Origin of the sequence: Rhodoferax saidenbachensis (genome assembly GCF_001955715.1) — a bacterium.
Classification (GTDB): domain Bacteria; phylum Pseudomonadota; class Gammaproteobacteria; order Burkholderiales; family Burkholderiaceae_C; genus Allorhodoferax; species Allorhodoferax saidenbachensis.
On the sequence record NZ_CP019239.1, the window covers coordinates 3,897,529 to 3,920,268 of the forward strand.

The window sequence follows — 22,740 nt, forward strand, 5'->3', positions numbered from 1 at the left end:
CCAATTGCGTTGAAAGACCGCCATGCACCCACACGCCAGCCTGAACAAATCATTCCGCCTTGTCTGGAATGCGACCACTGCGGTTTGGCAGGCCGTCAGCGAAATCGGTAGCGGCCACGGCAAGGGCCACAGTGCCCGTACCCTGCGGCGCACCGGACAAACGGCGCTGACAAGCACCGCCCTGGTGCTGGCGGGCCAAGCGATGGCAGCCACTGTGCTACCCACTGAATTCACCGTCGAGGCGGGTCAAGCCAGCATGCAACAGAGTGGCAATGCGATGACCATCACCCAGCAGTCCGCACGCATGGCAGCGACGGTCCGCGATTTCAGCATCGGCCCGGATAACACCGTTCAGGTGATCCAGCCCTCAGCCTCCGCCGTAGCCTTGTTCCGCGTGCTGGGTCACCAGGTCTCGGTGATTGAGGGAAGGCTGATCGCCAACGGCCACGTCTTTCTGCAAAACCCCAACGGTGTGTTGTTTGCACCCGGTGCCCAGGTGGATGTGGGCAGCCTGGTGGCCTCCACGCTGAACCTCAGCGTGACCGACTTCATGGCCGGCAACTACCAGTTTGAAGGCAGCAGCAACGCCAGCATCACCAACCAGGGGCGCATCACCGCCCATGGCGATAACAACAACGGCGGCACCATCGCGCTGGTCGCCGCACGCATCGTCAACGAGGGCACACTCACCGCCGATCGCGGCCAGGTTTTGCTGGGTGCAGGCTCGCAAGTGCTGCTGGACCTGGGCGGCCCGGTCAAGCTGGAGGTGCAGCAAGGTACGCTGGACGCGCTGATCACCAACGGCGGCGCAATCCGCGCCGACGGCGGCACCGTGCTGCTCACGGCCAAGGCGCTGGGCGATCTGTCGCGCAGTGTGATCAACCACACCGGTCTTGTCCAGGCCCAGACGCTAGACACCAATGAACGGGGCGAGATCACCCTGCTGGCACCGGGCGAACAGATCACCGTCGCCGGCACGCTGGATGCCTCCGCCCTGCAGGGCGGCAGCGGCGGGCGCATCGTCGCCACCGGCACCCGGGTGCTGGTCGAAGACGGCGCCCACCTCACCGCCAGCGGCAAGAACGGCGGTGGCGAGGTACTGGTGGGTGGCAGCTGGCAAAACAGCAACCCCGCCATTTACCAGGCCACCCAGACCCTGGTAAAGGCCGGTGCCGTGCTGGAGGCCGATGCCACCGACGTGGGCGACGGCGGCACGGTAGTGGCCTGGTCGGACATCCACAAGGCTGACAGCACCACCCAGGCTTACGGCAAGTTCAGCGCCAAGGGTGGCGCACGCGGCGGCGACGGCGGGCGCATCGAAACCTCGGGCTACTGGCTGGACGTAGCTGGCATCACGGCCAATGCCTCCGCCGCCATGGGCCGCAGCGGCCAGTGGCTGCTGGACCCTTACAACATCACCATCAGCAGCAGCGCCACGACTGCGGGCCCGGGCTTCCCCGGATGGACCTCGGCGGCTGACAGTTCGGTGGTGCAGAACACCGACATCGAAGCCCAGCTCAATACCGGCACCAGCGTGACCATCGCCACCGGCAGCGGCGGTGCCCAGGCGGGCAACATCAGCGTGACCGCCAACATCACCAAAACCGCTGGCACCGATGCCACGCTGACACTGCAAGCGCACAACGGTATTGAAATCAATGCTGGCACCAGCATCACATCCTCTGTGGGCGCCCTGAATGTCGTTCTCAACAGTGACAGCGATGCCACCGGTGGCGGCTATGTCTGGCTAGGCAAGGGCAATAGCCCCGGTGCGCAAAGCGCCACCACCATCACGACCAATGGTGGCTCCCTGACTCTGGGGGGCGGCAGCAACGCTTCCGGTTATGCCCAGGGCTCCACTACCGGCACCAGCAACGGTATCGTGCTGGACAAGGTCGACATCAACACGGGCGGCGGCAACATCGTGATGCGCGGCAAGAGCGCGGTAAGTGTCATCAATATTTCCAGCTCTGACGCAGCGAGCAGTGCCAACACCGACGGCATACGCTTTCACGGCAGCAACCTCATCAACTCCGGTACCGGCACCATCGCATTCACCGGAGTGGCCCAGGGGACTTCGGGTGCCAGCAACGGTATTGAAACCAGCGAGTCGGGCTACACCCGCATTACATCTGCTGCGACCAACACTACGGCCATCAGTTTCTCGGGTGACGCTACGCAGGGCACCGCAACCGGCGGCGGCTGGGGCACCTTCTTATGGGGTACCAACAGCAGCGGCATTGTGCTGGCAGCTACGGGAACCGGCGGCGGCATTACCCTCACGGGCAGTGGCAGAAATTCGACCTTCGGCGGTGGCGTCCACCTGAATCCCAATGCCTTTGTGCTGGCCAGCAGCGGCCCGATTGCCATCACCGGAACCAAGGGCGCGGCATCCACTTACGAAGACATTGTGATCAACAGCACCGTGGGGTACGTCGCCACCTTACCAGGTGGCTTTGGCGTGGCGTCCCCGGTCACTGCGTCGAGCAGCAACATCACGCTCACCGCCGACAGCCTGAGCGCCAACCGCGTGTTTTCTGGCGCCACCTTCAGTAACAGTGCCGTGCAGAGCACCGGCATTCTGACCATTGCGCCACGCACCGCGGGCAAGGCCATGGCAGTTCAGACAGCCAATCCGGGCGGCACCGCGTTCTGGATCAACCCCACGTCCATGTTTGGCGCCAGTGGACTGTTCAAGACCGGGTTCAGCAAACTGGTCTTTGGCTCCAGCACCACCGGCAACGTAACGCTGGACAACTACAGCTTCAACAACGATACCGAAATCAACACCAGCGGCAATGCCGTGCTGGGCGCCGTAACCATTGCCAACGGCAAGGCGCTCACCGTCAACATGACGGGCAGCGGCAGCATCACCGATACGGGTACCGTGGCAGTCGCCAATCTGAAGCTCAATGGCAGCACCAGCGCCGTGACGCTGGACAGTGCGGCCAATGCCATCGGCACGGTGGCAGGCACCGTCGCCTCACTCACTCTGTCCAACAGCACGGCACTGACCGTGGGCAGCGTGGGCGGAACCAATGGCATTACCGCGACGGGCAACATCGACATTGCCACCTTGAGCGGCGATTTGACCGTGTCCCAGAACATCAGCACCAGTTCCACCAGCGCATCTGCCATTATTCTGAACGCGGGCAAGAGCGCAGCGCCCACCACCACAACGGGTGGCAATATCGTGCTCAGCGGCAGCCGCAGCTTCACCACCGGAAGCGGTGGCCGTGCCGTGCTGTATTCGGGCGACGATGCCGGCAGCACCGGCTTGTCTACGCTGGTCTTTGCCGCCAATGGCACGGTCACCGGCAACGCGGATGAAAGCACCAACCCCACCGCCACCAGTGGTGTGAACGCCGTGTTCCGTGGTACCCCACCCGTGGCACCTGTAGTCACACCACCCAGCACCCCGGCCACTACGCCGACCACCAACACGTCCACGGCCAGCGTGACACCGGCGGTGCAGAACGCGCAGCAGCTGCCCGTAGAGCCACCCAAACCTGTGAATGTGGCGCTGCCTGCGGTGCCCGCGGGCGCCGGTGGCTCCAGCGGTTCGAGCAACTTTGAGTTGTCCACCAATGGTGGCCTGCGTTTCCTGGACCTGCCCGCAAACACACTCCCTGGTACCGGCATTGACACGGCAGTGACGGGTGGCACAGCCGGAACAACAGGCAGCACAGCACAAGGCAGTGGCAGTGTTGCCTTGGCCAACGCCCAGAGTGGCCAGGGTGCCCAAGGCGGCATCGATCCCTTCGGCTTCATGCGTGTCTTTGTGACCGGTGGCGGCATCACATTGCCATCCCCCACCGCGTTTGACAGCACGCAGGAGAACGATGCCAACCAGAACCCTTGATCACCGCCTGCCGCTTCCGTACCGATTGCCACTGCATTCCATGAAAAAAAATACCGTTTGGACCACCAGCACCCTGCTGGCACTGAGCTTCTCACTGTCCCCCATCGGGGCCTACGCGCAGACCGCACCGGACGCAGGCCAGACCCTGCAGCAACTGCAACCAACGCCGGCGGCCCCGCGCGAAAGCCAGCCACTCAAGCTCCAGCCTGCAGCGCCCACCGGCATCACCCTACCCGGTGGTGGGCAGGTGGTGCTGCAGTCCGTCCGTTTCAGCGGCAACACGGCCATCCCGCAGGAGACACTGCAGGCTGCCGTGGCGGGCAGTGTGGGCCAGTCCATGGACCTGGCCGGGCTGCAGGCACTGGCATCACGGACCAGTGCGCTTTACCGCGCATCCGGCTACCCCTTTGCCACGGCTTTCTTGCCGCCGCAGACCCTGACGACAGGGGCGCTGCGCATCCAGATCGTGGAGGGGCGCTATGGCAAGGTGCAGGCCGTTGGCGACGACGCTCCGCTGGTGCTCAAGGCCGACCGGTTCCTGGGTTCGCTGCAGGCGGGTGTCGTCATCGAAACCGCCGCCCTAGAACGTGCCACCCTGATCCTGGACGACCAGCCCGGCATCAAGACCCTGGCGCTGATGCGCCCCGGCGAAGAAACCGGCACCGGTAATCTGGAAGTCCGCATCACACGCGAGCGCAGCATCACCGGTGACGCAGGCGTGGACAATTTTGGCAACCGCTACAGCGGTGAATACCGGGCACGCGCCAACCTCAACATCAACAGCCCCTTCACGCTGGGTGACCAGATCAGCCTGCGCCTGCTGGGCAGTGACGAAAACCTCTGGCTGGGCTCGGTGGGCTATGGCCTGCCGCTAGGCACATCGGGTTTGCGTGGCAATGTGGGGTATGCCTACACGCGTTACATGCTGGGCAAGGAGTTTGCGTACCTGCAGGCCAACGGCACGGCGATTGTTTCCAGCGCGGGCTTAAGTTACCCGCTGATCCGCTCGCAGAAAACCAACCTTACCCTGATTGGCACCTACCAATACAAGGAGCTGCAGGACAACAAGGACAGCACCGCGACGCACGAGAGCAAGGCCAGCGAATCCACCCCATTGGTGCTGCAGTTTGACCGCCGCGACACGCTGGGCGGGGGCGGCATCACCTACGGCAGCGCCACCTGGACCGGTGGCTCGCTGCGCATGGATACGGCACTGACGGCCGCCGACAGCAACCAAACCCGCGGCAGCTTTAACAAGCTCAATCTGGATGTGGTGCGCCTGCAGAATCTGGCCGCAGGCTGGAGCCTGATGGGCCGTTTCAGCATGCAGACCGCCAGCAAAAACCTGGACTCGTCCGAGAAGACCAGCCTAGGCGGCCCCGGCGGCGTGCGCGCCTACCCCACGGGGGAAGCCAGCGGCGACGAAGCGATGCTCGCCCAGCTCGAACTGCGATACGCCCTGGGTCTGTACACGCCTTACCTGTTCATGGACAGCGGAATCATCACGGTCAACACCCGCCCGGCACTCGGCGCCAACAACAACCAGCGCACCTTGTCCGGCAGCGGGCTGGGACTGCGTTACCAGAACAATGGCTGGAACGCCGATGCCGCGCTGGCCTGGCGTACCGAAGGCGGTGCACCGCAGTCCGACACCAGCAGCGATCCAGCCCCCAGGGCGTGGGTGAGCGCTGGTTACAAGTTCTGAGCCCCAGGAAATTGCTATTGAATTAGTAGCTGCTTGCGCACATTCCATAAGGGCCAGAGGCCTTTTTTGCATTGAATCTAGAATGGTGCCATGGCAACCACACCGCCCCTGGACCCGAACCGCTGCCCCCTGTGCGGCCAGGGTAACCAGTGCGCCATGGAAGTAGAAAAAGCCACCGGGCAAAAGCAGCCGCCCTGCTGGTGCACACACGCCACATTCAGCGCGGATTTGCTGGCCCGCATCCCCGACACTCTGCGCAACCAGGCCTGCGTGTGCGCGGCCTGTGCTGCGAAAACTTCAGCCTGACGCCTGGCCCAGCAAGGCACAAGGCCGCATCCAGGCGTGGTGGAAGACGCCGTATCACATAGTAATATTGATCGGATGCCTTCCATGCCGCTTGATCCCTCTCTACCCGCACCCTGGTCGTACGGTGGCAAAACAGAGCAGGCGCGCACTGTCATCGTGTACGGAAACTGCCAGGCGCCCTACCTGGCCCAGATGCTGGCGTCGCTGGATGACCTGAACGACGATTACCGTTTTGTCTTTGCAGCCAACCATGCATTTCCAGGCGAAAACATCGCCCGGCCCATACCCGAACCCTGGCTTCGCAATGTCGCACTGGTGTTGGTGCAGCATGAGGAATGGGATGGCAACCCTGCCCTCCTGGCGCTGAAGGCGCAGCTTCCTGCGACCTGCCCGGTCTTCCGGTATCCCAGCTTCTTCGTATCTTGTTTTTGGCCTTTCGAATGCCCGGAGCCACGTGGCGAGCCAGAGCCGGCTTACCCGTGGAAGCGGTACCCGCTGGGCGACATCATCGGTCTGCAGATCGCACAGGCAGGGCTCACGGGCGAACTCGCCGTGGCCGCCTATCTGGACCATTCCATGCAGAAAATGCCTAACATGCATGTCCGTTTGCAACGCGACATCGACCGCATGCATCAATACGACGCGCGATGCGACGTCAAGCTGGCTGACTACATAGAGTCCTCCTTTCACAACGAACACCTGTTCTGGACTTCGGGGCACATGTCCGAAACTGCGGTGGCCGAACTGGCGCGCCGCGTGGCCGCAACCGTTCGGCCCCTCCTGGGGGGCAGTGCCGAGCGCATGGAGCTGTGTCTGGCAGCCGCCATGGGATTTAGCGGCATGGGTGAAACGCAGATCCCGATCCATCCGATGGTCGCGGAAGCGCTGGAATTGAACTTCTGGCAAGCGGACATGACCTACCGGTGGTACTCGCAAAACTGGACGTTCTATGAGTACATACAGAACTACATTGAGTACAACACCCAGTGGTAGACCCAGCTACTGCGTACGCATCCAATACCAACAGCGGCTATCCACCCTGATCATTGGATCGGCAATGCGGCGTTCTGCACGAAAATCGTCCACTGCGGTTCGGCAATACGTCCAAGCATCTTCGCCGTAATCGTCAACTATCAGATAGCCCCCTACAGACAGCTTGTCGTAGAGATTGTCTAGACATACCTTGGTTGATTCATGGTAGTCAGCATCCAGGCGCAGTACGGCCAGTTGCTGCACAGGTGCTATCGGCAGAGTGTCCTTGAACCAGCCCGGCAAGAAGCGCACCTGGGAATCCAGCAGCCCATAGCGCGCGAAGTTTGCCTTGACCGCATCCAGGTCGGCGGCAAAGTGCCCGAAACCCTCACGCATCACAGGACCTTGGTGTGCGGCAGCTTCTTTCGGAAAGCACTCCGCATCCGGTTCGGGAAGTCCTTCAAACGAGTCAGCGGCCCAAACGCACCGGTCCGCGATACCGTGCGCCTTGAGCACTGCGCGCATCAGGACGGCAGTGCCTCCGCGCCACACACCCGCCTCCATAAGATCTCCAGGAACTTGCCGACAAATCACGTCTTCAATGCAATGTTGCAACTGATCCAAGCGTGCCAACGGAACCATGGATATAGCAGAGCCGTTGATGTAATGCTGCAGGAAGTCAACGATGAAACGTGCACCTCCCGCCTCCGCATCCGGCTCAGATGCATCCAGGGTGGCGGTGATGCTTCTTTTAAGCCAATAGAGATCAAACGCGGTAGGCAACATTGCGCAACTATACTTTTAGCGACCCATAACAAAAACGCCCCGACGGGCAGGAATACACCACCATGCATCCAGATGTACTACCCCTGATTGCATCGGTTCTCCAGGTTACCCCGGACTCTCTGAGGGAAGACGATGGCGCCGAAACCGTGCCCGCGTGGGACAGCCTCAAGACCATTTTGCTGGCCAGCATGATTGAGATCACCTACGACATCACACTGGACAACAGCGAAATCGAACAGCTCACCACGGTGCGCGCTGTCCGTGAAGTCATCACCCGCCATGTCGCAAACTAACCTGGCCGCCGTGGTTGACAGGCTGGCGGCGCGCAAACCCACGCCCATCGACCTGAGCACCTGCGCAGAAGCCCTTGCAGCTCTGGCGCATGATGCAACGCTGTCCGGCCAGCCCGTGCGGAGGGTTGCCGTCACCGGTGATCTCAACGTCGACCTGCTTGGGCAAGCCATCGCCTGTGCCATCGCCCAGGAGGGCGAACTCCCACTGGTTCACCTCGCACCCTATGGCGCGATGCAGCAGGAATGCCTGGACCCGGGCTCCGGCTTGTACCGCTTCCAACCCGACGCGGTGGTGCTGGTTCCCGACTGGCGACAGACCCTGCTGCCACTGCCCGTGGATGCAACGGCCGAAGCCGTAGCTGAGGCAACACGCCAGCAGGTGCGCAAGTTCGAAGCGCTGTGGACAGCGCTGGAAGCGCGCAACTGCACCATCATTCAACACCTGCTTGTCGCCCCACCCCATCTGCCGCGCGGCGCGGCCGAGCGCCGCTCACCCGCGTCGGCTGCGCGCCGCATAGAAGCACTCAACGACGCTTTGCTGGAAGCAGGTGCGCGCCGGGTCACGTGGATCGAAGCCGACCGTTTCGCAGCGCAGGTTGGCCTGCTGGCCTGGTCGTCGCCCCGCTTCTACTACGCCGGAAAATTCGGGTTCGACCCACGCTTTCTGCCGGACTACCTGCCCTGGTTCCGGGGTGCGTGGCGTGCTGCAACCGGTCGCGCCAAAAAGCTGCTGGTGCTGGATCTTGATGACACGCTGTGGGGCGGCACCATCGGTGACGATGGCCTGGAGGGCATCACCCTCGGTTCCGACCACGGCCCGAGTGGTGAAGCCTTTGCCGCCTGGCAGCAGCACATTGCTGCGCTGGCCCGACGGGGCCTAGTGCTCGCCGTCTGCAGCAAGAATGCACCCGAACTCGCCGCCATCGGATTCGACCACGCCAGCAGCGCCCTGCGCCGGGAAGATTTCGCCGCCTTCATCTGCAGTTGGGACGACAAGGCGAGCGGCCTGCAGCAGATTGCCGAAGCACTGTGCTTGGGTTTGGATGCCATGGTTTTCGTGGACGACAACCCGGCCGAACGCCTGCTGGTCCGGCAGCAATTGCCGCAAGTGGAAGTCATCGACATCGGCGGCGACCCCGCGCAATTCATCGACCGGCTGGAGGCGGGGCACTGGTTTGATCTGCAAAGTTATACAGACGCCGACTTTCACCGCAGCACAACCTATGCCGCGCGCAGCCAGGCACAGATCGCCCAGGCGGAAGCACCAGACCTCGCGTCTTATCTGCGCGCACTGGAAATGGTGGGGCGGCTGGCGCCTGCACTGCAGGCCGAACTGCCACGATTGGCCCAGCTCGAACTCAAGACCAACCAGTTCAATGTGACCACACGGCGTTACAGCCAAACGCAGTTGGCTGCCTTCATGCAACAGCCTGACCGGCTGGTCCTGTCGCTCCACCTGAAGGACCGGTTTGGTGACCACGGGCTAATAGGCACATTGATCGCGGTGCGGGAAGACAACGTGCTGAGAATTGACAGTTGGTTGCTGAGTTGCCGTGTGTTCTCGCGCACGGCCGAGCAATTCATGCTCGCAGGCCTGATGCGTTGGGCGCAACAACAGGGCGCAACAAGCCTGCTGGGCGAATACATTCCCACCGCCCGTAACGCGGTGGTCGCGGATCTGTATGCGCGGTTGGGGTTCACGGCCACTGGCGCAGACAAGCGCTTCTGGCAGCGCGACCTTGCGGCGCCACCCCACGACCTCCACTCCTTCATCTCCGCTGAGCCGGCCCCCTCCAGCCCGCCGAACACCCTCGTAAAAGATGCGCATGCCTGATCACTCCCGTCACGAAATACTGGTCAAGTATGGTTTGAGCCTCGGCGTGTGGCCGATCGCATTTTTCTCACTGTTTCTTGCCATGACCGGCGTGTCTCGCGCGTTAGGAACGATTGCGCCGCTCAGTACGGCCGCGCTGGCGTTCGTGGCTGCCGCCTGGGTCGTGCGTTGGACGCTGCAACCTCCCTGGCGGGTCTTGCTTACTTCCGCAGCCTCTGTGTTGTTGATGGCGCTGATCGCGGTTGTATGGGCCACCCTCTGGCGTGACATTTCGTTTGACGGGCAGGCCATCCACTTCCCAAGCGCACTGGAAATATTGGACGGGCTCAACCCCGTCACCACCCGCCCCAGCATGTACTTCTCTGCGGTGTACCCCAACGGGCTCTGGACGCTGCAAGCCCTTTTTATTTCATTGACTTCCGGGTTTGAAGAGGGCAAGGCACCGGCCTGGATCATTGCGTTTTCGAGCATCCCCTTGATCACGGTGGCACTGCGCACATGGCATGGCGCCTGGACGCGCAAGCTGGTGATTGCAGCTGTTCTTGTGCAGGTCAATCCGGTCATGCTGCTCCAACTGACTACTTTCGAGCTGGACGGCGTGGTGTATTCCCTGGCCGTGATCGCGGTCGCCGGCGCCATGTTGTTGCCGACCGCCTACCGCCGAACCGGTCTGGTCCTGGTTGCCGGTGCCAGCCTGCTGCTCATCAATACCAAGATCACAGGGCTGTATTGGGCCGGATGCATTGTGGCCACCACCTTGCTCCAGGAATGGCTGAGCCTCCGCAAACTGCCTACCCAGCTTGCCAGCACAGTGCTCTTGACGCTGGCCGTCTCTGTGGTGGTTGTGGGCTGGCGGCCCTATGCAACCGTACCCCTGGAAACCGGCAAGCTTTTTGGAGCCAGCACAGAAGTGGTTGCCGCACCGGCGAATCTGCGTGAGGCGGACCCTTTGACGAAGATGTCGTTCCTGCTGTTTGGCAAAAGCAGCAACCCCGTCGGCGCCGAGGTTGCGGAACTGAAATGGCCCTGGTCGTTGTCGGCCAGCGAGTTCGTCTCCCTGTTTGACATCCGCATAGGTGGGTTCGGGCCGGGTTTTGGTTTGCTGACCCTTGGTGCGTTACTGGTAGGTGTCGCATCTACCAGACAAGCGCGGCGAGCTTGGGGTCAGGATAACGCCTGGCTGGGGCCTTTCTGGACAGGCGTCCTTGTTGCCGCAACGCTGCTGTTCCCGGTCTCCTGGTGGGCGCGCCTGGCTGCGCCTTTTTGGCTGGCCGTGGTGTTGCCTTTGCTGTGGAAGAGCACTCCGCCCACCAGCAAAACTCCTTCTGCATTGGTCATCCGCGCTGGTTGGGCACTTGCATTGGGCGGCTTCATTGTCACCAGTGTTGCCACCGTCTCTACCTTGCAGACAGTGCACGCGACAAACAACGCCATCTCGCGTGTGCTTGATGAGGTCGCGCTGCAAAACGCAGCTGTACGCATTGTTCCCGGTAACTCGCTGGACCAGGACCAAACGCCCCTGATTTGGCAACAGCGCCTGATACGCGCCAGCATCTTCCCCCGAACAGGCGAGGCAACAGGCTGTCAACAGGACCTGTTTCCCATCGGCAGCGTGCGGCTTTGTATCGATCGAGATCGCCCCTGAAGCCCTGGGCGACGCGTGTGCTTCTAATATGATTGCCGCACCATGCGTGTTCTCTTCGTCTCCAACTATGCCCATCTGCCCGACATCACCGGAGGGCTTCAGACCACAACCCATGACCTGTGTCTGGCTATCAAGGCCATCGGCGGAGATGCTGCCGTCCTGTGTGGACGGCTCGCCCGCGACAAGGACAGCCCAGAACTACCTGCCAGCGGCGATGAAAGCCTAGGCTATTTGGTACTGCGCGCCGACACGCCAGAACTCGCGCTGCCAATGGCTGCGGCCGCATGGGGTGCCGATGCCATTGTTGTACAAAGCGGCACGGCGCTGGCACCGATGGTGCTGGCCAGCCTTTCTTCCGGGCGCCCTACCGCCGTGTATTTACACAATGTAGAGACCCACCAACTGGCGGGCCACCTTGCGCCGGACCCGTCCCTGCTTTACCTGGCCAATTCGGATTTCACCGCGCAACGCTGGCACGCCCTGTACGGCATCGACTGCGCGGTGATTCCACCCGTAATTGCTCAGGAGCCCTATCTGGTAGCACAAACAGGCGACAAGGTGCTGTTTGTCAATCCGATCCCTATCAAGGGCGTCGAGATGCTGTTCTCGCTGGCTGCGGCGTGTCCAGAACTTCCATTTCTGGTGATGGAAAGCTGGAACATCAATCCCCATTGGCGCGCTTACTGCCTTGACCGTGCCGCACAGTTGGGCAACATCGAGTGGCATAGACCCACCCAAGACATGCGCGAAGTATTTGCCCACTCGCGGCTGCTGCTCATGCCCTCGGTATGGGAAGAATCATTCGGTCGCACGGTGGTGGAGGCCCAGCTCAATGGCTTGCCGGTACTGGCCAGCAACCGTGGCGCCTTGCCCCAACTGGTGGGACAGGGCGGACACGTCCTGGCGCCAGAAGCCCCCATCCAAGAGTGGGCGCATGCGCTGCGGCAGCTTTACGACCCCGTGATCAGCGCCGTCCAGCGCGATGCGGCACAACGCCAGGCCATGCTCCATGTGACGTCTACACCCGTCATCGCAGGGCGGTTACTTAGCCTGTTGGCATTGCATGCCAGCCAGACCACGCGGGCAGCCGAAAGTCGACCCGCCCGCGCTTACGACGCTTCCGACATAGCGGTCCCACCCGTCGCCCATGCAGCCACGCCCGTTGTTTCGACCCCTTCGTTGCGGGAAATTTCACCACGCGCGCCACGCCGTGAAGATTGCGACTTCTACCATTCGTACACGTTGGCCGATGGCGAGGAAGTAACCGGCCAATGGGATTTGCGTCCAGACTCTTTCGCTTATTTGGGCGATACGGGAGTTACCGGGCAATCGGTCCTGGAAATTGGTCCTGCGAGTGGATTTTTGTCTTTCTACATGGAGGCTGCTGGCGCATCCGTCACCTGCTTGGAACCACCAATGTCGCATCTGTGGGATGTCGTTCCGTTCAAGGAATTCGACCACCAGGGCTGGCGTGACGAATTCACCAACACGATAGAGAAAGTGCGCAATTCGTTCTGGTACGTGCACCACCAAAACGCATCGAGGGTGAGGATGTTCGAAGGAGACCCGTATCTGCTTCCGGAAGACTTCGGCCCGTTCGACATCAGCCTGCTGGCCTCAATACTGCTGCATTGCCGCAGACCATTTGACATGTTGCAAAGCGTTGCAGAACGGACCCGTAGCACCATCATCGTCACAGAATTACACGATCCGACTCTGGGAGAAGAGCCTCTGTGCAGGCTGTTGCCACACACCGGGGTTAACCAAGTTCACACTTGGTGGCACTTCACGCCGCAGTTTTTCATATCGGCACTGGGTTTGCTCGGTTTCACGCAGTTCAGAGTGACATACCACACCCAAAAACAGCCCGCTGAAGATCGGGAAGTCCCGATGTTTACCGTGGTTTGTGAAAAGCCTTCCCCCTCCACAGGCGGTACGCTGGCGTGAGCAACAACGGGGCAGTGCGCGCAACGGATTTGCTCAGTGAAGCATGGGATCGCTTCAAAAAGGGAGATGCCTCTGCGGCGTTGCAGCTGGCCAGACAAGCGATTTCTATTGGTGAAACGCCGCAGGCTGCCGCAGCATTGGGGTTCTTCCTGCTCGGAACAGGTCAGCTAGACGAAGCCCATGATGTGCTGCTGCCGGCATTGACGCGTACACCACGCTACGCCCCTTTGCACTGGTATGTGGGTCTGCTTTATCAGCAACGTGGTGACACCGTCATGGCCGCAGACGCCCTGCGCCGCGCCTGCCTTCTGGACGAAAGCCTGGATGAAGCGGCCTTTGCGTTGGCCTGGCTGTTGCACGGCCTGGGGCAGCTGCCAGAGGCCTTGGCATGGTCCCAGAGAGCACTGCAGACTGCCCGCCTGCCGCAGCGGGTGTTGCAGTTGGGATGGTTGCAGCAACAGTTGGGGAATATGCGCGACGCTGCGCTTCTGTATGAAGAAGCCATCGCTGCCTTTCCCCATGACGCATCGGAACAACGCAGGCTCCATCTGCACCTCGCGCAGTGCCAGGTGGCCCTGCAGCAAACGGACCAAGCCGGAAAAACGCTGTATGAAGGTCTTGCCCGTGTTCCCGATGACGCTGAACTGACGACACAGCTTGCGTTGCACGAGTGGGACCAAGGCCGCACCGAACAGGCCATTGCGCTGGCGCGTGCCCAGACACAAGCCCATCCCGAGCAGCCTGACGCCTGGTACCTTCTGGGCGTGTTGCAACACCGTGCAGGTGACCTGCGGGCGGCGGACAAAAGTTATAACGAAGTCCAACAACGGGATATGGAAAACGCGGGCGCGCTGTTGCGCCGTGCGCAGATCCAGGTGGGTTGGGGCGAGACTGAAGCGGCGCTCTGGCTATTGCAACAGGTGCGGCAACAGCCATCGCAATCCGCACCTGTGCAGGCCTTGATAGTGCAGGTTTTGCTTGACTTGAAACAGACACAGGAAGCGCGCAGACACGTGCTTTTATTGCTGCGTGCGACCCCAACCGATAGCGATCTCTGGCGCCTGCTGGCTGTTGCTCATCTTCAGCGTGGCAAACATCGCCTTGCGCGGCGCGCACTGACACGTGCTTTGCAGCAGGATGCGAGTAATACGGAAGCCTTGCGCACGCTGGGCTGGGTGGCACGGGAGCAAGGTGACCTGGCAACAGCACAAGATGCCGTGCGACGCTTGCTGACGCAGACGCCTAACGATGCAGGCGCCAAGATTCAGGCGGCATTTGTATTCGCGGCCGCCAACCACCTGGCCGACGCCAGCCGTTTTGCGCAAGCCGCCGTGGCACACGCGCCTCAGAATGCCGAAGCCTGGCGCGCACTCTGTGATGTGCGCTACCGGCAGGGTCGACTGAGCGAAGCGGAAGCGGCCATTGAGACAGCCCTTCATCTGCAACCGGACAACATCCACAGCCTGCGACAGCTGGGCTGGGTCATGCTGGCGAACAAGCGTCTGGGCCAGGCGCAACTGGCTTTTTTGCGTGTCCAGGCATTGGCTCCAGATGACCCGATACCTTTGCTGGAGCTTGCAGAGGTACGGCTGCGCGGGGGCGAGTTCACCCGTGGACTTGAAGCGGTCGATGAACTTTTGCGCCAACACCCAGCCCATTCAGCAGCCTTGCTGATGAAAGCCCGCCTGCTGACGGAGGGGTCCTGTCAACTTCCGAACGGGCAGGAGCGTGCACTCAGCGTTTGCCATCGCCTATTGAGTGACCGCCAGCGTATTGAAGAGACCGCAAAGGTGCTGGTACGCCTCGTGGGACTGGGCACAGTGGGTGCGCGCGCAGTCTTGGACTTGCTGTCACCGCGCGCGCGACAAACGGCCCTGCGCGATGCGCTGGCGGACGCCACTGCCCGCCACGGCCACACCTACCTGGGCAGACTGGCCGGTGTTGCGGTGCAGGAATTCCCTCTCGATCCGTGGATTGCCACCGCAGCGCTCTACAACGCCTCCTTATCGGATACGTCTACCCCCCCATATCTGGCACTGGCTGCACGCGATTGGTACAGGACACTCAAACTGCGGGTTGGTTTGAGCAAGCTGAACCCGCCAACCCAGCCCTTCAGGCAGGGGGCACGCCTGCGCATCGCCTACATTGCGGGACAACTGCACCAGAGCCTGTTGCGCCGCGTATTGGCCAACCACGATCCAGAGCAAGCAGAGGTTTTTGTCTTCAGCAACCGCCCCCTGCCGTTGCTCCCGCCACACATCCATAGTGAGCCGCTGGTGCTTGAAACCCTGGCCACCTCCTGTGCGGCGCTCCAGATCGATGCGGTCATTGATGCAGGGGGTCTCCATCCTTTCGAAGGCCAGCTTGGTCTGCTGGAAGCGTATGCGCGTCGTCTGGCCCCCTTGCAGGCGGGCTGGCTCGGCTGCTGGGGCACGGCCGGAGGTCTGTTTGATGTTCTGTTGACCGACGCACAAGCCGTACCGGTCACGCACGATGCCCACTATGAGGAAGCGTTGTGGCGAATCGACGGTGGCCAATGGTGCTGGGACCCACCCGTGCATGCGCCAGACACGCTCAATCCCCCTGCATTGCACAACGGCTTCGTCACCTTCGGTGTCACCGCGCGCGGGTTGCGCCTGAACCAGACCAGCCTTGAAACCTGGGCCCAAGTGGTCATGGCCACGCCGCGGTCTGAGATCCGCTTCATTGGTGAGGTCGCTGGCGACTGGCCGCAACGCGCGCAGATTCTGGAGGTTCTGCGCTCCAACGGCGTTGCTGATGCACGCGTGGCATTTGATCCTCCACGCAACTATGAAGGACTGTTGCAGTGGTTCCAGCAGGTTGATCTGGTACTTGACAGCTTCCCGAGCAACGGAGGATTGAGCCTGCTCGACCCGCTGTGGATGGGTGTGCCCGTGGTGAGCCGATCAGGCGACTGGGCGGGCGCGCGCCAGGCACTCTCCATCCTTACGGCACTCGGGCTGAAGGAGTGGGCGGCGGACACCAATGCCGCTTACGTCCAAATCGCCACCCGTCTTGCCTCCAACATCGAGGCACTCAGACATCACCGCACCACCTTGCGCTCACGCATGGTGAACTCGCCGCTGGTCGATGGGCGCCGTGTGGCAGCTCAGATAGAACGTGCCTGTAGAAACTTTCTGGACCATCTGTCCAAAGTCACCCTCAGTACCGATCCAAAAGACCACTTCCGTGCCTGGGCGCGGCGCGCGCTCCATGTATGGCTGGACAAACCCGCCCACCTGGATTTCCCTGAGATACCGGGCAGTGCAACGCCAGACCTGTCAGTGGTCGTTGTGCTCTACAACCAGGCGGGGCTGACACACAAAACACTACAGGCACTGGCGGATCAACGGGGAATAACCTTCGAGACCATCATTGTGAACAACGCATCCAGCGATGAAACCTTTTCGCTGCTGGAGCGTGTGCGCGGCGCACGCATTGTGTCGAATGCGCAGAATCTGGGTTTCCTGCTTGCCGCCAACCAAGCGGCTACGCTGGCCAGGGGACGCCATCTGGTGCTACTCAACAGTGATGCGGTCCTGCAGCAAGGCGCCTTGGCGGCCGCATGTACGCGGCTGGACGCCGAACCGGCCATAGGCGCACTGGGAGGCCGTATCGTGCTGACCCGTGGAGGCCTCCAGGAAGCAGGCAACAGAATCTTCCGTGACGGTCGGACGGTGGGTATCGGCCGGGATGACAACCCGTTTTGTCCCGCAGCCATGGCCAGTCGCGCCACCGACTATGTATCGGGCGTGCTTCTGGCGGTACCCATGCCGATCTGGCGCATGCTGGGTGGTTTTGACGAAACATTCGCGCCAGCCTATTACGAAGATACAGACTTTTGCCTGCGCGTCTGGCAGGCGGGGTTTCGGGTGGTGTATGAGCCAGCGGTACTGGTGGAACACTTGGAGTGGGGAAGCGCCACTGGCGACGAAGCACCAGGCCAGATGCGCAGCAACCAGAAGCTGTTCCTGGCCCGTCACAGCGCATGGCTGAAAAATCAGCCGCTGGCCACACCACAACGCTTGGATGGTGACCGCTGGTGTTCACCGGAAGACTATCCACGCCGCCCCCGTGTTCTTATCATTGATAACGAGGTGCCGCACATGGTGAGGGGCGGCGGCCTGCCGCGCGCCCGATTGATGCTGCAGTCACTGCGCGACTGGCCAGTCACCTTCTTCCCGCTGTGGTTGGCCGAAGATGATTGGCGGGATGTGTACGCGTCAGTACCACCGAGCACCGAAGTGATGCTGGGTTATGGCATGGGCCGGCTGGAATCCTTTCTCGAACAGCGTCGGGGCCTGTACGACGTACTGGTGGTCAGCCGCCCGCCCAACCTGGAGGCTTTGCTGCCTTTGCGCCAGCGCAGGCCGGAACTCTTCGCCAAAATGCGTTTGGTCTATGACGCAGAGGCCTTGTTCGCGTTGCGCGAAATCGCAGAGGCCGCTGTCAAAGGCCTCCCTCTATCGCGGCACGCCGCGCAAGCGAAACTGGCTGCTGAAATTGCTTTGGCCAGAGGCGCAGACCAGGTACTCGTGGTGTCGGAACGCGATGCCAGCTGTTTCCGTGCCGCGGGCCATCAGGTGACGATTTTGAGCCACGCGATCTCTGCACGCCGCTCGGCACCGGGCGCACAGCACCGCAGCGGACTGCTGTTCGTGGGCACCTTGCACCCCGACACGCCGAATGAAGATGGTCTGATCTGGTTCATCGAACATGTCATGCCCCTTCTGCGCACCCTGCTGCCGCAGCCACCAGTCTTGTCTGTGGTGGGCATTAACCGCTCGCACCGAGTGAGCGCGCTGGCGAGTGAAGATGTGCATGTGCTGGGTCCCAAGGAGAACCTGGAGCCGCTGTACGACAGTGCCCGCGTCTTCGTCGCACCGGTACGGTTTGCGGGAGGCGTTCCCGCCAAGGTGATTGAGGCCGCCGCCCACGGACTTCCCGTCGTGGCGTCGGCCGTACTGGTGCGGCAGTTGGGCTGGGACGATGGAATCGACATCCAGTCGGCGCGCAACGCCGAGGCTTTCGCACGCGGTATTGCGCGCCTTCTTCACGACGATGGACTGTGGCAAAGCCAGCAGCACGCGGCCTGGCAACAATGCAACACCCGGTATGCCCCCGAACGCTTTGGCCATGCGCTGCAAACCGTGCTCAATGCACAGACACGGGAGTCGCGATGAGCGCCCCGCATCCCCTGGAAGTGGAGGCCTTGCGGAAGTTTCGCCGCCTCACCGCCCAAGGAGACGACGCTGCGGCCCAGGACAGCCTGCGGGACGCACTGGTCCAGGAGGCCAACCTGCCCGGTGTGCACGTTGCACTTGCGCGGCTACGCTGGCCAGGGCCCGACTACCGGTTCTGGCTGGCCTGGTTTCACATCCATCTGGTGCCCAGGCTCTATCTGGAAATCGGCGTGGAAAAGGGCGACTCCCTGGCGCTGGCTTTGCCTTCCACCCGGATCGTGGGTGTTGACCCTGCCCCCAAGGGAAACCCGCTAGACCGCTGCAAGGGTGCCGCGCGCCTGTACCGCCAGACCAGCGCTGCTTTTTTTGCAGCGGTACCGGCAGACAGCGGGCTGGAGCCCAACGGCCATGAGCTTGCATTCATCGACGGCGACCACCACTTCGAAGCCGTGCTTGACGACTTCATCGCCGCGGAGCGTTACGCGGCGCCTCGCTCCGTGATATTGCTGCACGACACCTTGCCACTGAACTCTGCGACCGCGACACACGAACACCGTACTGGTTTCTACACGGGTGATGGGTGGAAAATCGTGCCATGCCTGCGGAGCCTGCGCCCCGACCTGCACATCGTGACCCTGCCGACTGCACCCACTGGTTTGACCGTTGTGACGGGGCTCGATCCATCCAACCGTGTCCTGAGCGCCCGTCTGGGGCATATCCATCAAGCCTATGCTTCTCTACCAGCCGACCGCGCAGTGGCTGCACCAGAGAGCGTCTTTCCACTGGGCCTCAACGATCCACAATGGATGGCGCGCTGGCTGCAGTCCGCACGCGGGCAATGACGCACACAAGGTCCCGCTGCAACCGCCCTGCACGGAACAATTCCTCCTCTGCCTCCAGCAGACTGTGCAGATAAGGCTCCGCAGCAACGCTCTGGAAGTTCTGCGCAATATCCGCCAGAACCACACGCAAAAGCGCACCCCCGTAAGGGCGTTGCTCCAGTACCTCAAAATACGGATCGAGCAAAGACAACAGCGCTGAAGAGCGCACAGCCTCACTGGGATCCACCGCAATGACCTCATCCACCGAAGGTCGCCAGATATTGGCCTTGACCCGGCCATCCAGCGTTGTACGAAGCTTGTCGGGCAGCAGGTCCAACAATTGATTCATGAACCGTACCTGATGCGCCGGATATTGAAACCGGTCAGGTCCCACATACTCGTCCAGGTAAAACCAGCCCCCAGGGGCCAGTAGCGCCGCCACACTGGCATAAAGCTGTTCCAGTTCGGCGCAGTGGTGCACGCTGGAGACGCCCAGCACGGCATCGAAGCTACTGGGCTCAAACCCTGACTGTCCGATGGGCAAGCGGTTCATATCAGCCTGGATGTATTGAATGGGTGCCCCCGCCACCGCAGCGTTTGCGCGCGCTACCTCCAGCACTTTGGCAGACAGGTCAATCGCCACAATCTCCTGGGCCCAACCGTTTTGAGCAATCTGTCTTTCGACATAGCCCTGACCACACCCCAGGACCAGAACCCGCCGAAGCGGAACAGGCTGTCGCGCACGCACTGCCGTAAAAAACCACTCCAAAGGCGTGACGGATAAATTTCCAGTCACTTGCGCCTGCATACGGTCACTGACCGTCTGGAGATGCATCCATTGCAAGCCGTTCGCCACCCAGGTCGCAGGATCTCCCCAAACGGAATCCAGCCGACCCGCCAGATCGTGGTTGATATCCCCCGTGGTGTCGATATGTGACATGAGACAAGTGTGCATGGAATACGCCGATGGATATTGTGGCGCAACAACTTGCAGAATGCTGTCGGGATACCAGCAACAGACCACGGGCCGTGAGGCCCAGATGTTCGGCCCGGTGCCGAGCAGCGTGACAGCTATCGACATGCAGGAAGCTGCGCAAATGGCCTTGTTGGAGCAGTTCGCACTTTTGTACGCAGACATGCCATTTGGGGAGCGGCACAAGCCCCGGGCTTCGCTATTATTTCGAAACCCCTGCAGCTGGTCGATATTGCGGTGTTCAAGCAGCTGGAGGCGAACGACGTGCTGTTCATCGACTCCACCCACGTTGGCAAGGTTGGCAGCGATGTCAACCGTCTGGTATTCGAGATATTCCCATTGCTGGCACCGGGTGTCGTGATCCATTTGCACGATATCTTCTATCCGTTTGAGTATCCGAAGGAATGGATCTACGAAGGCCGCACCTGGAACGAGGCTTACCTCATCCGCGCGTTCATGCAATACAACAGCCACTTCCGGGTCGAGCTGATGAATACGTTCATGACGCATTTTCACCGGGAGTTCTTTGAAACCAAAATGCCTTTGTGCCTGCGCAATACGGGAGCCAGCCTTTGGCTGCGCAAGCTCCGCTAAAAACTCATGACTGCGGTTTGGAGTGCCCTGTGAGGAGGTGCAACTTGGCCCCATCCTCAGATGCGGTGTGGGGATTCTGGATACCTTCAACCCCGTATCGGCGGCCGTTCATGTAACGGTCGAGGCCATCCAGCATACGCGCAGCATGGCGATCTACGCAGGCCACATTCTTGACGAACACTGCGATGAAGTCATTCCAGACATCAAGACGCTGGTAGGTGGTGAACGACTCCAGCAGGGCTGGCTGGTAACCCGATCTGTTTGCCCAACGCACTAACGCGTCCCCTGCATCGGGATAAAACCGCCAGCAGTCCACGGGGTAGCGATGGAAATCGCCGTTCGAGGGCGCATTCAGATAAAACAGGCCATGGGGCTTGAGCACCCTAAGGATTTCATTGAACATCAGCCAGAACATCTCGATGTGTTCGAAGCACGAACTGCTGACCACCACATCCGCCGTGCCATCGGCAAACGGCAGTTGGTAGGGGTCTTCCAGTACCAGGTCAACGCCCCGGCCTGCAACGAAATCCAGGCCTAAATACCGCGCACCGGGCGGCACCAGTTGCCGCAAAGAGCCATTGACATCCTGGGCACCAATGTCAAGCACCAGCGTGTCTGAACCCGCTTCCAGATAGGTCGCAAAGAAAAGTTTCCCATTGTCTAGCGCGCTCGGATGCATTGCTTTTTTCCTGTTCAGTCGTCTGTGCGACGTCGAAGCAGCACGACATCCTGATTGCCAGCCGTACCTTCAATGATGTCGAGTACGTCAAACCACCTCGACCACCGCACCATGATGTAGTCCGGAGAATGCATTACGTTGCGATAGTAGGAAGCATCTGCAACCACTTCCTGCAATTGGCTATTTGCACCTGCATCGAAGAAGCCACTGCGATGCACTTCGAGATGAAGTTCGGGCGGCGTGCGATAGAGCGCCATTTGTGCCAGCCCCTGAACCGACAGCATGAGCAAGGCGTTCGGACGTGTAATGCGGCGCAACTCCGCAAGCCAGGCATCTTGCACAACCTCATCAAGATGCGTCAGGACTGACAACCCCAAAACCAGATCAAAAGCGGCCTCTGGAAAGGATGTCGGTGGCATCAGATCGACCTGCATAAAGCGGGCACCGGGTATCGTTCGCGCACAACTTGCAATGTTGTCTGCATCGATGTCGATGCCAGTCACCGACGGTGACAAAAGAGACAGGTATCTGCTCAGACGCCCCGCCCCACATCCCCAGTCGAGAATCGACTCAAAAGACGATAGCGGCCGCTCAAACCGCTCCAACAGCAGTTGCTCAAAGCGCTTAACGATAGTGGCTCCGCCAAGCAGAAATGCGCGCTGGTCGCCATTGCCGATAACCCGCTCGATCTGCGCGAGCGATGGCATATCCTGCTCACGTGCCGGATCTGCAACATACCAGGCCGTTCGGTATGACAACCGGTGCTCACCAAACCGTCCTGTTACGTTCAAGCGGGCAAAACCCTCCGGAAACATACTCTGCCCGTTGGTCTTTCGATGCCAGCAGTGAAAGCGCGAAACGGCTGCGCCAGGCACATCGCCAAATGGGACCAGCAGGTCGGGCGAAGCAAGCGACCACGCAACCTGTTCAAAATCAACACCGTTGATCAAAACACGCCGCTGATCATGGCTATCCCAAACTGACAGTGCCCATCCCGACACCGTGATTCGATCCTCCTCGACAACAATGCTGTCCGGCATCCACCGCAGATGTTTGGCGGCGGCCAACTGGATGTCTGCCTGGTAAATGTTCATGGGCGATGTGTCATAGGCCTCGTCG

At 61.1% G+C, this 22,740-nt stretch carries 15 protein-coding genes; 11 read left to right on the forward strand and 4 right to left on the reverse strand.

All coding sequences use genetic code 11. The features are described from left to right. The first annotated feature begins 22 nt into the window (after window positions 1-22). From RS694_RS18540 to RS694_RS18555, 4 genes are all read left to right on the forward strand, one after another. Window positions 23-3,862: a two-partner secretion domain-containing protein gene (locus RS694_RS18540; protein ID WP_051391748.1), complete on the forward strand. Its 3,840-nt coding sequence runs from the start codon at window positions 23-25 to the stop codon at window positions 3,860-3,862. Window positions 3,863-3,902: 40 nt separating this feature from the next. After that, complete coding sequence (locus RS694_RS18545; RefSeq protein ID WP_029706539.1) at window positions 3,903-5,567, forward strand: ShlB/FhaC/HecB family hemolysin secretion/activation protein; 1,665 nt, start codon at window positions 3,903-3,905, stop codon at window positions 5,565-5,567. A gap of 90 nt (window positions 5,568-5,657) precedes the next feature. Beyond that, window positions 5,658-5,873, forward strand: coding sequence for a cysteine-rich CWC family protein (locus RS694_RS18550; protein ID WP_029706540.1), 216 nt, complete (start codon window positions 5,658-5,660; stop codon window positions 5,871-5,873). Between the two features lie 84 nt (window positions 5,874-5,957). Beyond that, window positions 5,958-6,866 carry a WcbI family polysaccharide biosynthesis putative acetyltransferase gene (locus RS694_RS18555; RefSeq protein ID WP_152528779.1) on the forward strand — a complete coding sequence of 303 codons (909 nt, stop codon included), beginning with the start codon at window positions 5,958-5,960 and terminating at the stop codon, window positions 6,864-6,866. Window positions 6,867-6,872: 6 nt separating this feature from the next. On the opposite strand, the gene RS694_RS18560 is transcribed toward RS694_RS18555, so the two are convergent. Beyond that, complete coding sequence (locus RS694_RS18560; RefSeq protein WP_051391749.1) at window positions 6,873-7,631, reverse strand: TylF/MycF/NovP-related O-methyltransferase; 759 nt, start codon at window positions 7,629-7,631, stop codon at window positions 6,873-6,875. A gap of 62 nt (window positions 7,632-7,693) precedes the next feature. On the opposite strand from RS694_RS18560, the gene RS694_RS20575 reads away from it, so the two are divergent. Genes RS694_RS20575 through RS694_RS18585 form a run of 6 tightly spaced genes read left to right on the forward strand, consistent with a single transcriptional unit; the run spans window position 7,694 to window position 19,396 of the window. Further along, complete coding sequence (locus tag RS694_RS20575; RefSeq protein ID WP_037246784.1) at window positions 7,694-7,924, forward strand: acyl carrier protein; 231 nt, start codon at window positions 7,694-7,696, stop codon at window positions 7,922-7,924. Further along, entirely contained in the window at window positions 7,911-9,758 is a 1,848-nt protein-coding gene (locus tag RS694_RS18565; RefSeq protein WP_051391750.1) for an HAD-IIIC family phosphatase, read from the forward strand. The genes RS694_RS20575 and RS694_RS18565 overlap by 14 nt, the downstream gene beginning before the upstream one ends. Then, complete coding sequence (locus RS694_RS18570) at window positions 9,751-11,403, forward strand: hypothetical protein (RefSeq protein WP_029706545.1); 1,653 nt, start codon at window positions 9,751-9,753, stop codon at window positions 11,401-11,403. The genes RS694_RS18565 and RS694_RS18570 overlap by 8 nt, the downstream gene beginning before the upstream one ends. Before the next feature lie 42 nt (window positions 11,404-11,445). After that, on the forward strand, window positions 11,446-13,350 hold the full coding sequence (locus tag RS694_RS18575; protein WP_029706546.1) for a glycosyltransferase: 1,905 nt from the start codon (window positions 11,446-11,448) through the stop codon (window positions 13,348-13,350). Further along, the gene (locus RS694_RS18580; protein WP_206538094.1) at window positions 13,347-18,554 is read left to right on the forward strand and encodes a tetratricopeptide repeat protein; all 5,208 of its coding nucleotides are present in this window, start codon (window positions 13,347-13,349) and stop codon (window positions 18,552-18,554) included. The genes RS694_RS18575 and RS694_RS18580 overlap by 4 nt, the downstream gene beginning before the upstream one ends. Further along, the gene (locus RS694_RS18585; protein WP_029706549.1) at window positions 18,551-19,396 is read left to right on the forward strand and encodes a class I SAM-dependent methyltransferase; all 846 of its coding nucleotides are present in this window, start codon (window positions 18,551-18,553) and stop codon (window positions 19,394-19,396) included. The genes RS694_RS18580 and RS694_RS18585 overlap by 4 nt, the downstream gene beginning before the upstream one ends. On the opposite strand, the gene RS694_RS18590 is transcribed toward RS694_RS18585, so the two are convergent. Further along, window positions 19,344-20,315: a class I SAM-dependent methyltransferase gene (locus RS694_RS18590; RefSeq protein ID WP_029706550.1), complete on the reverse strand. Its 972-nt coding sequence runs from the start codon at window positions 20,313-20,315 to the stop codon at window positions 19,344-19,346. The genes RS694_RS18585 and RS694_RS18590 overlap by 53 nt on opposite strands. A gap of 297 nt (window positions 20,316-20,612) precedes the next feature. Here RS694_RS18590 and RS694_RS20675 point away from each other — a divergent pair, with 297 nt between their 5' ends. Then, a complete protein-coding gene (locus RS694_RS20675; protein ID WP_206538095.1) occupies window positions 20,613-20,942 on the forward strand; it encodes a class I SAM-dependent methyltransferase in 330 nt (109 codons plus the stop codon). Window positions 20,943-20,946: 4 nt separating this feature from the next. Here RS694_RS20675 and RS694_RS18600 read toward each other — a convergent pair whose 3' ends face one another. Both RS694_RS18600 and RS694_RS18605 read right to left on the reverse strand, forming a co-directional pair. Further along, window positions 20,947-21,621: a methyltransferase domain-containing protein gene (locus RS694_RS18600; protein ID WP_029706552.1), complete on the reverse strand. Its 675-nt coding sequence runs from the start codon at window positions 21,619-21,621 to the stop codon at window positions 20,947-20,949. Window positions 21,622-21,635: 14 nt separating this feature from the next. Then, complete coding sequence (locus tag RS694_RS18605; RefSeq protein ID WP_029706553.1) at window positions 21,636-22,715, reverse strand: class I SAM-dependent methyltransferase; 1,080 nt, start codon at window positions 22,713-22,715, stop codon at window positions 21,636-21,638. Window positions 22,716-22,740 lie beyond the last annotated feature (25 nt).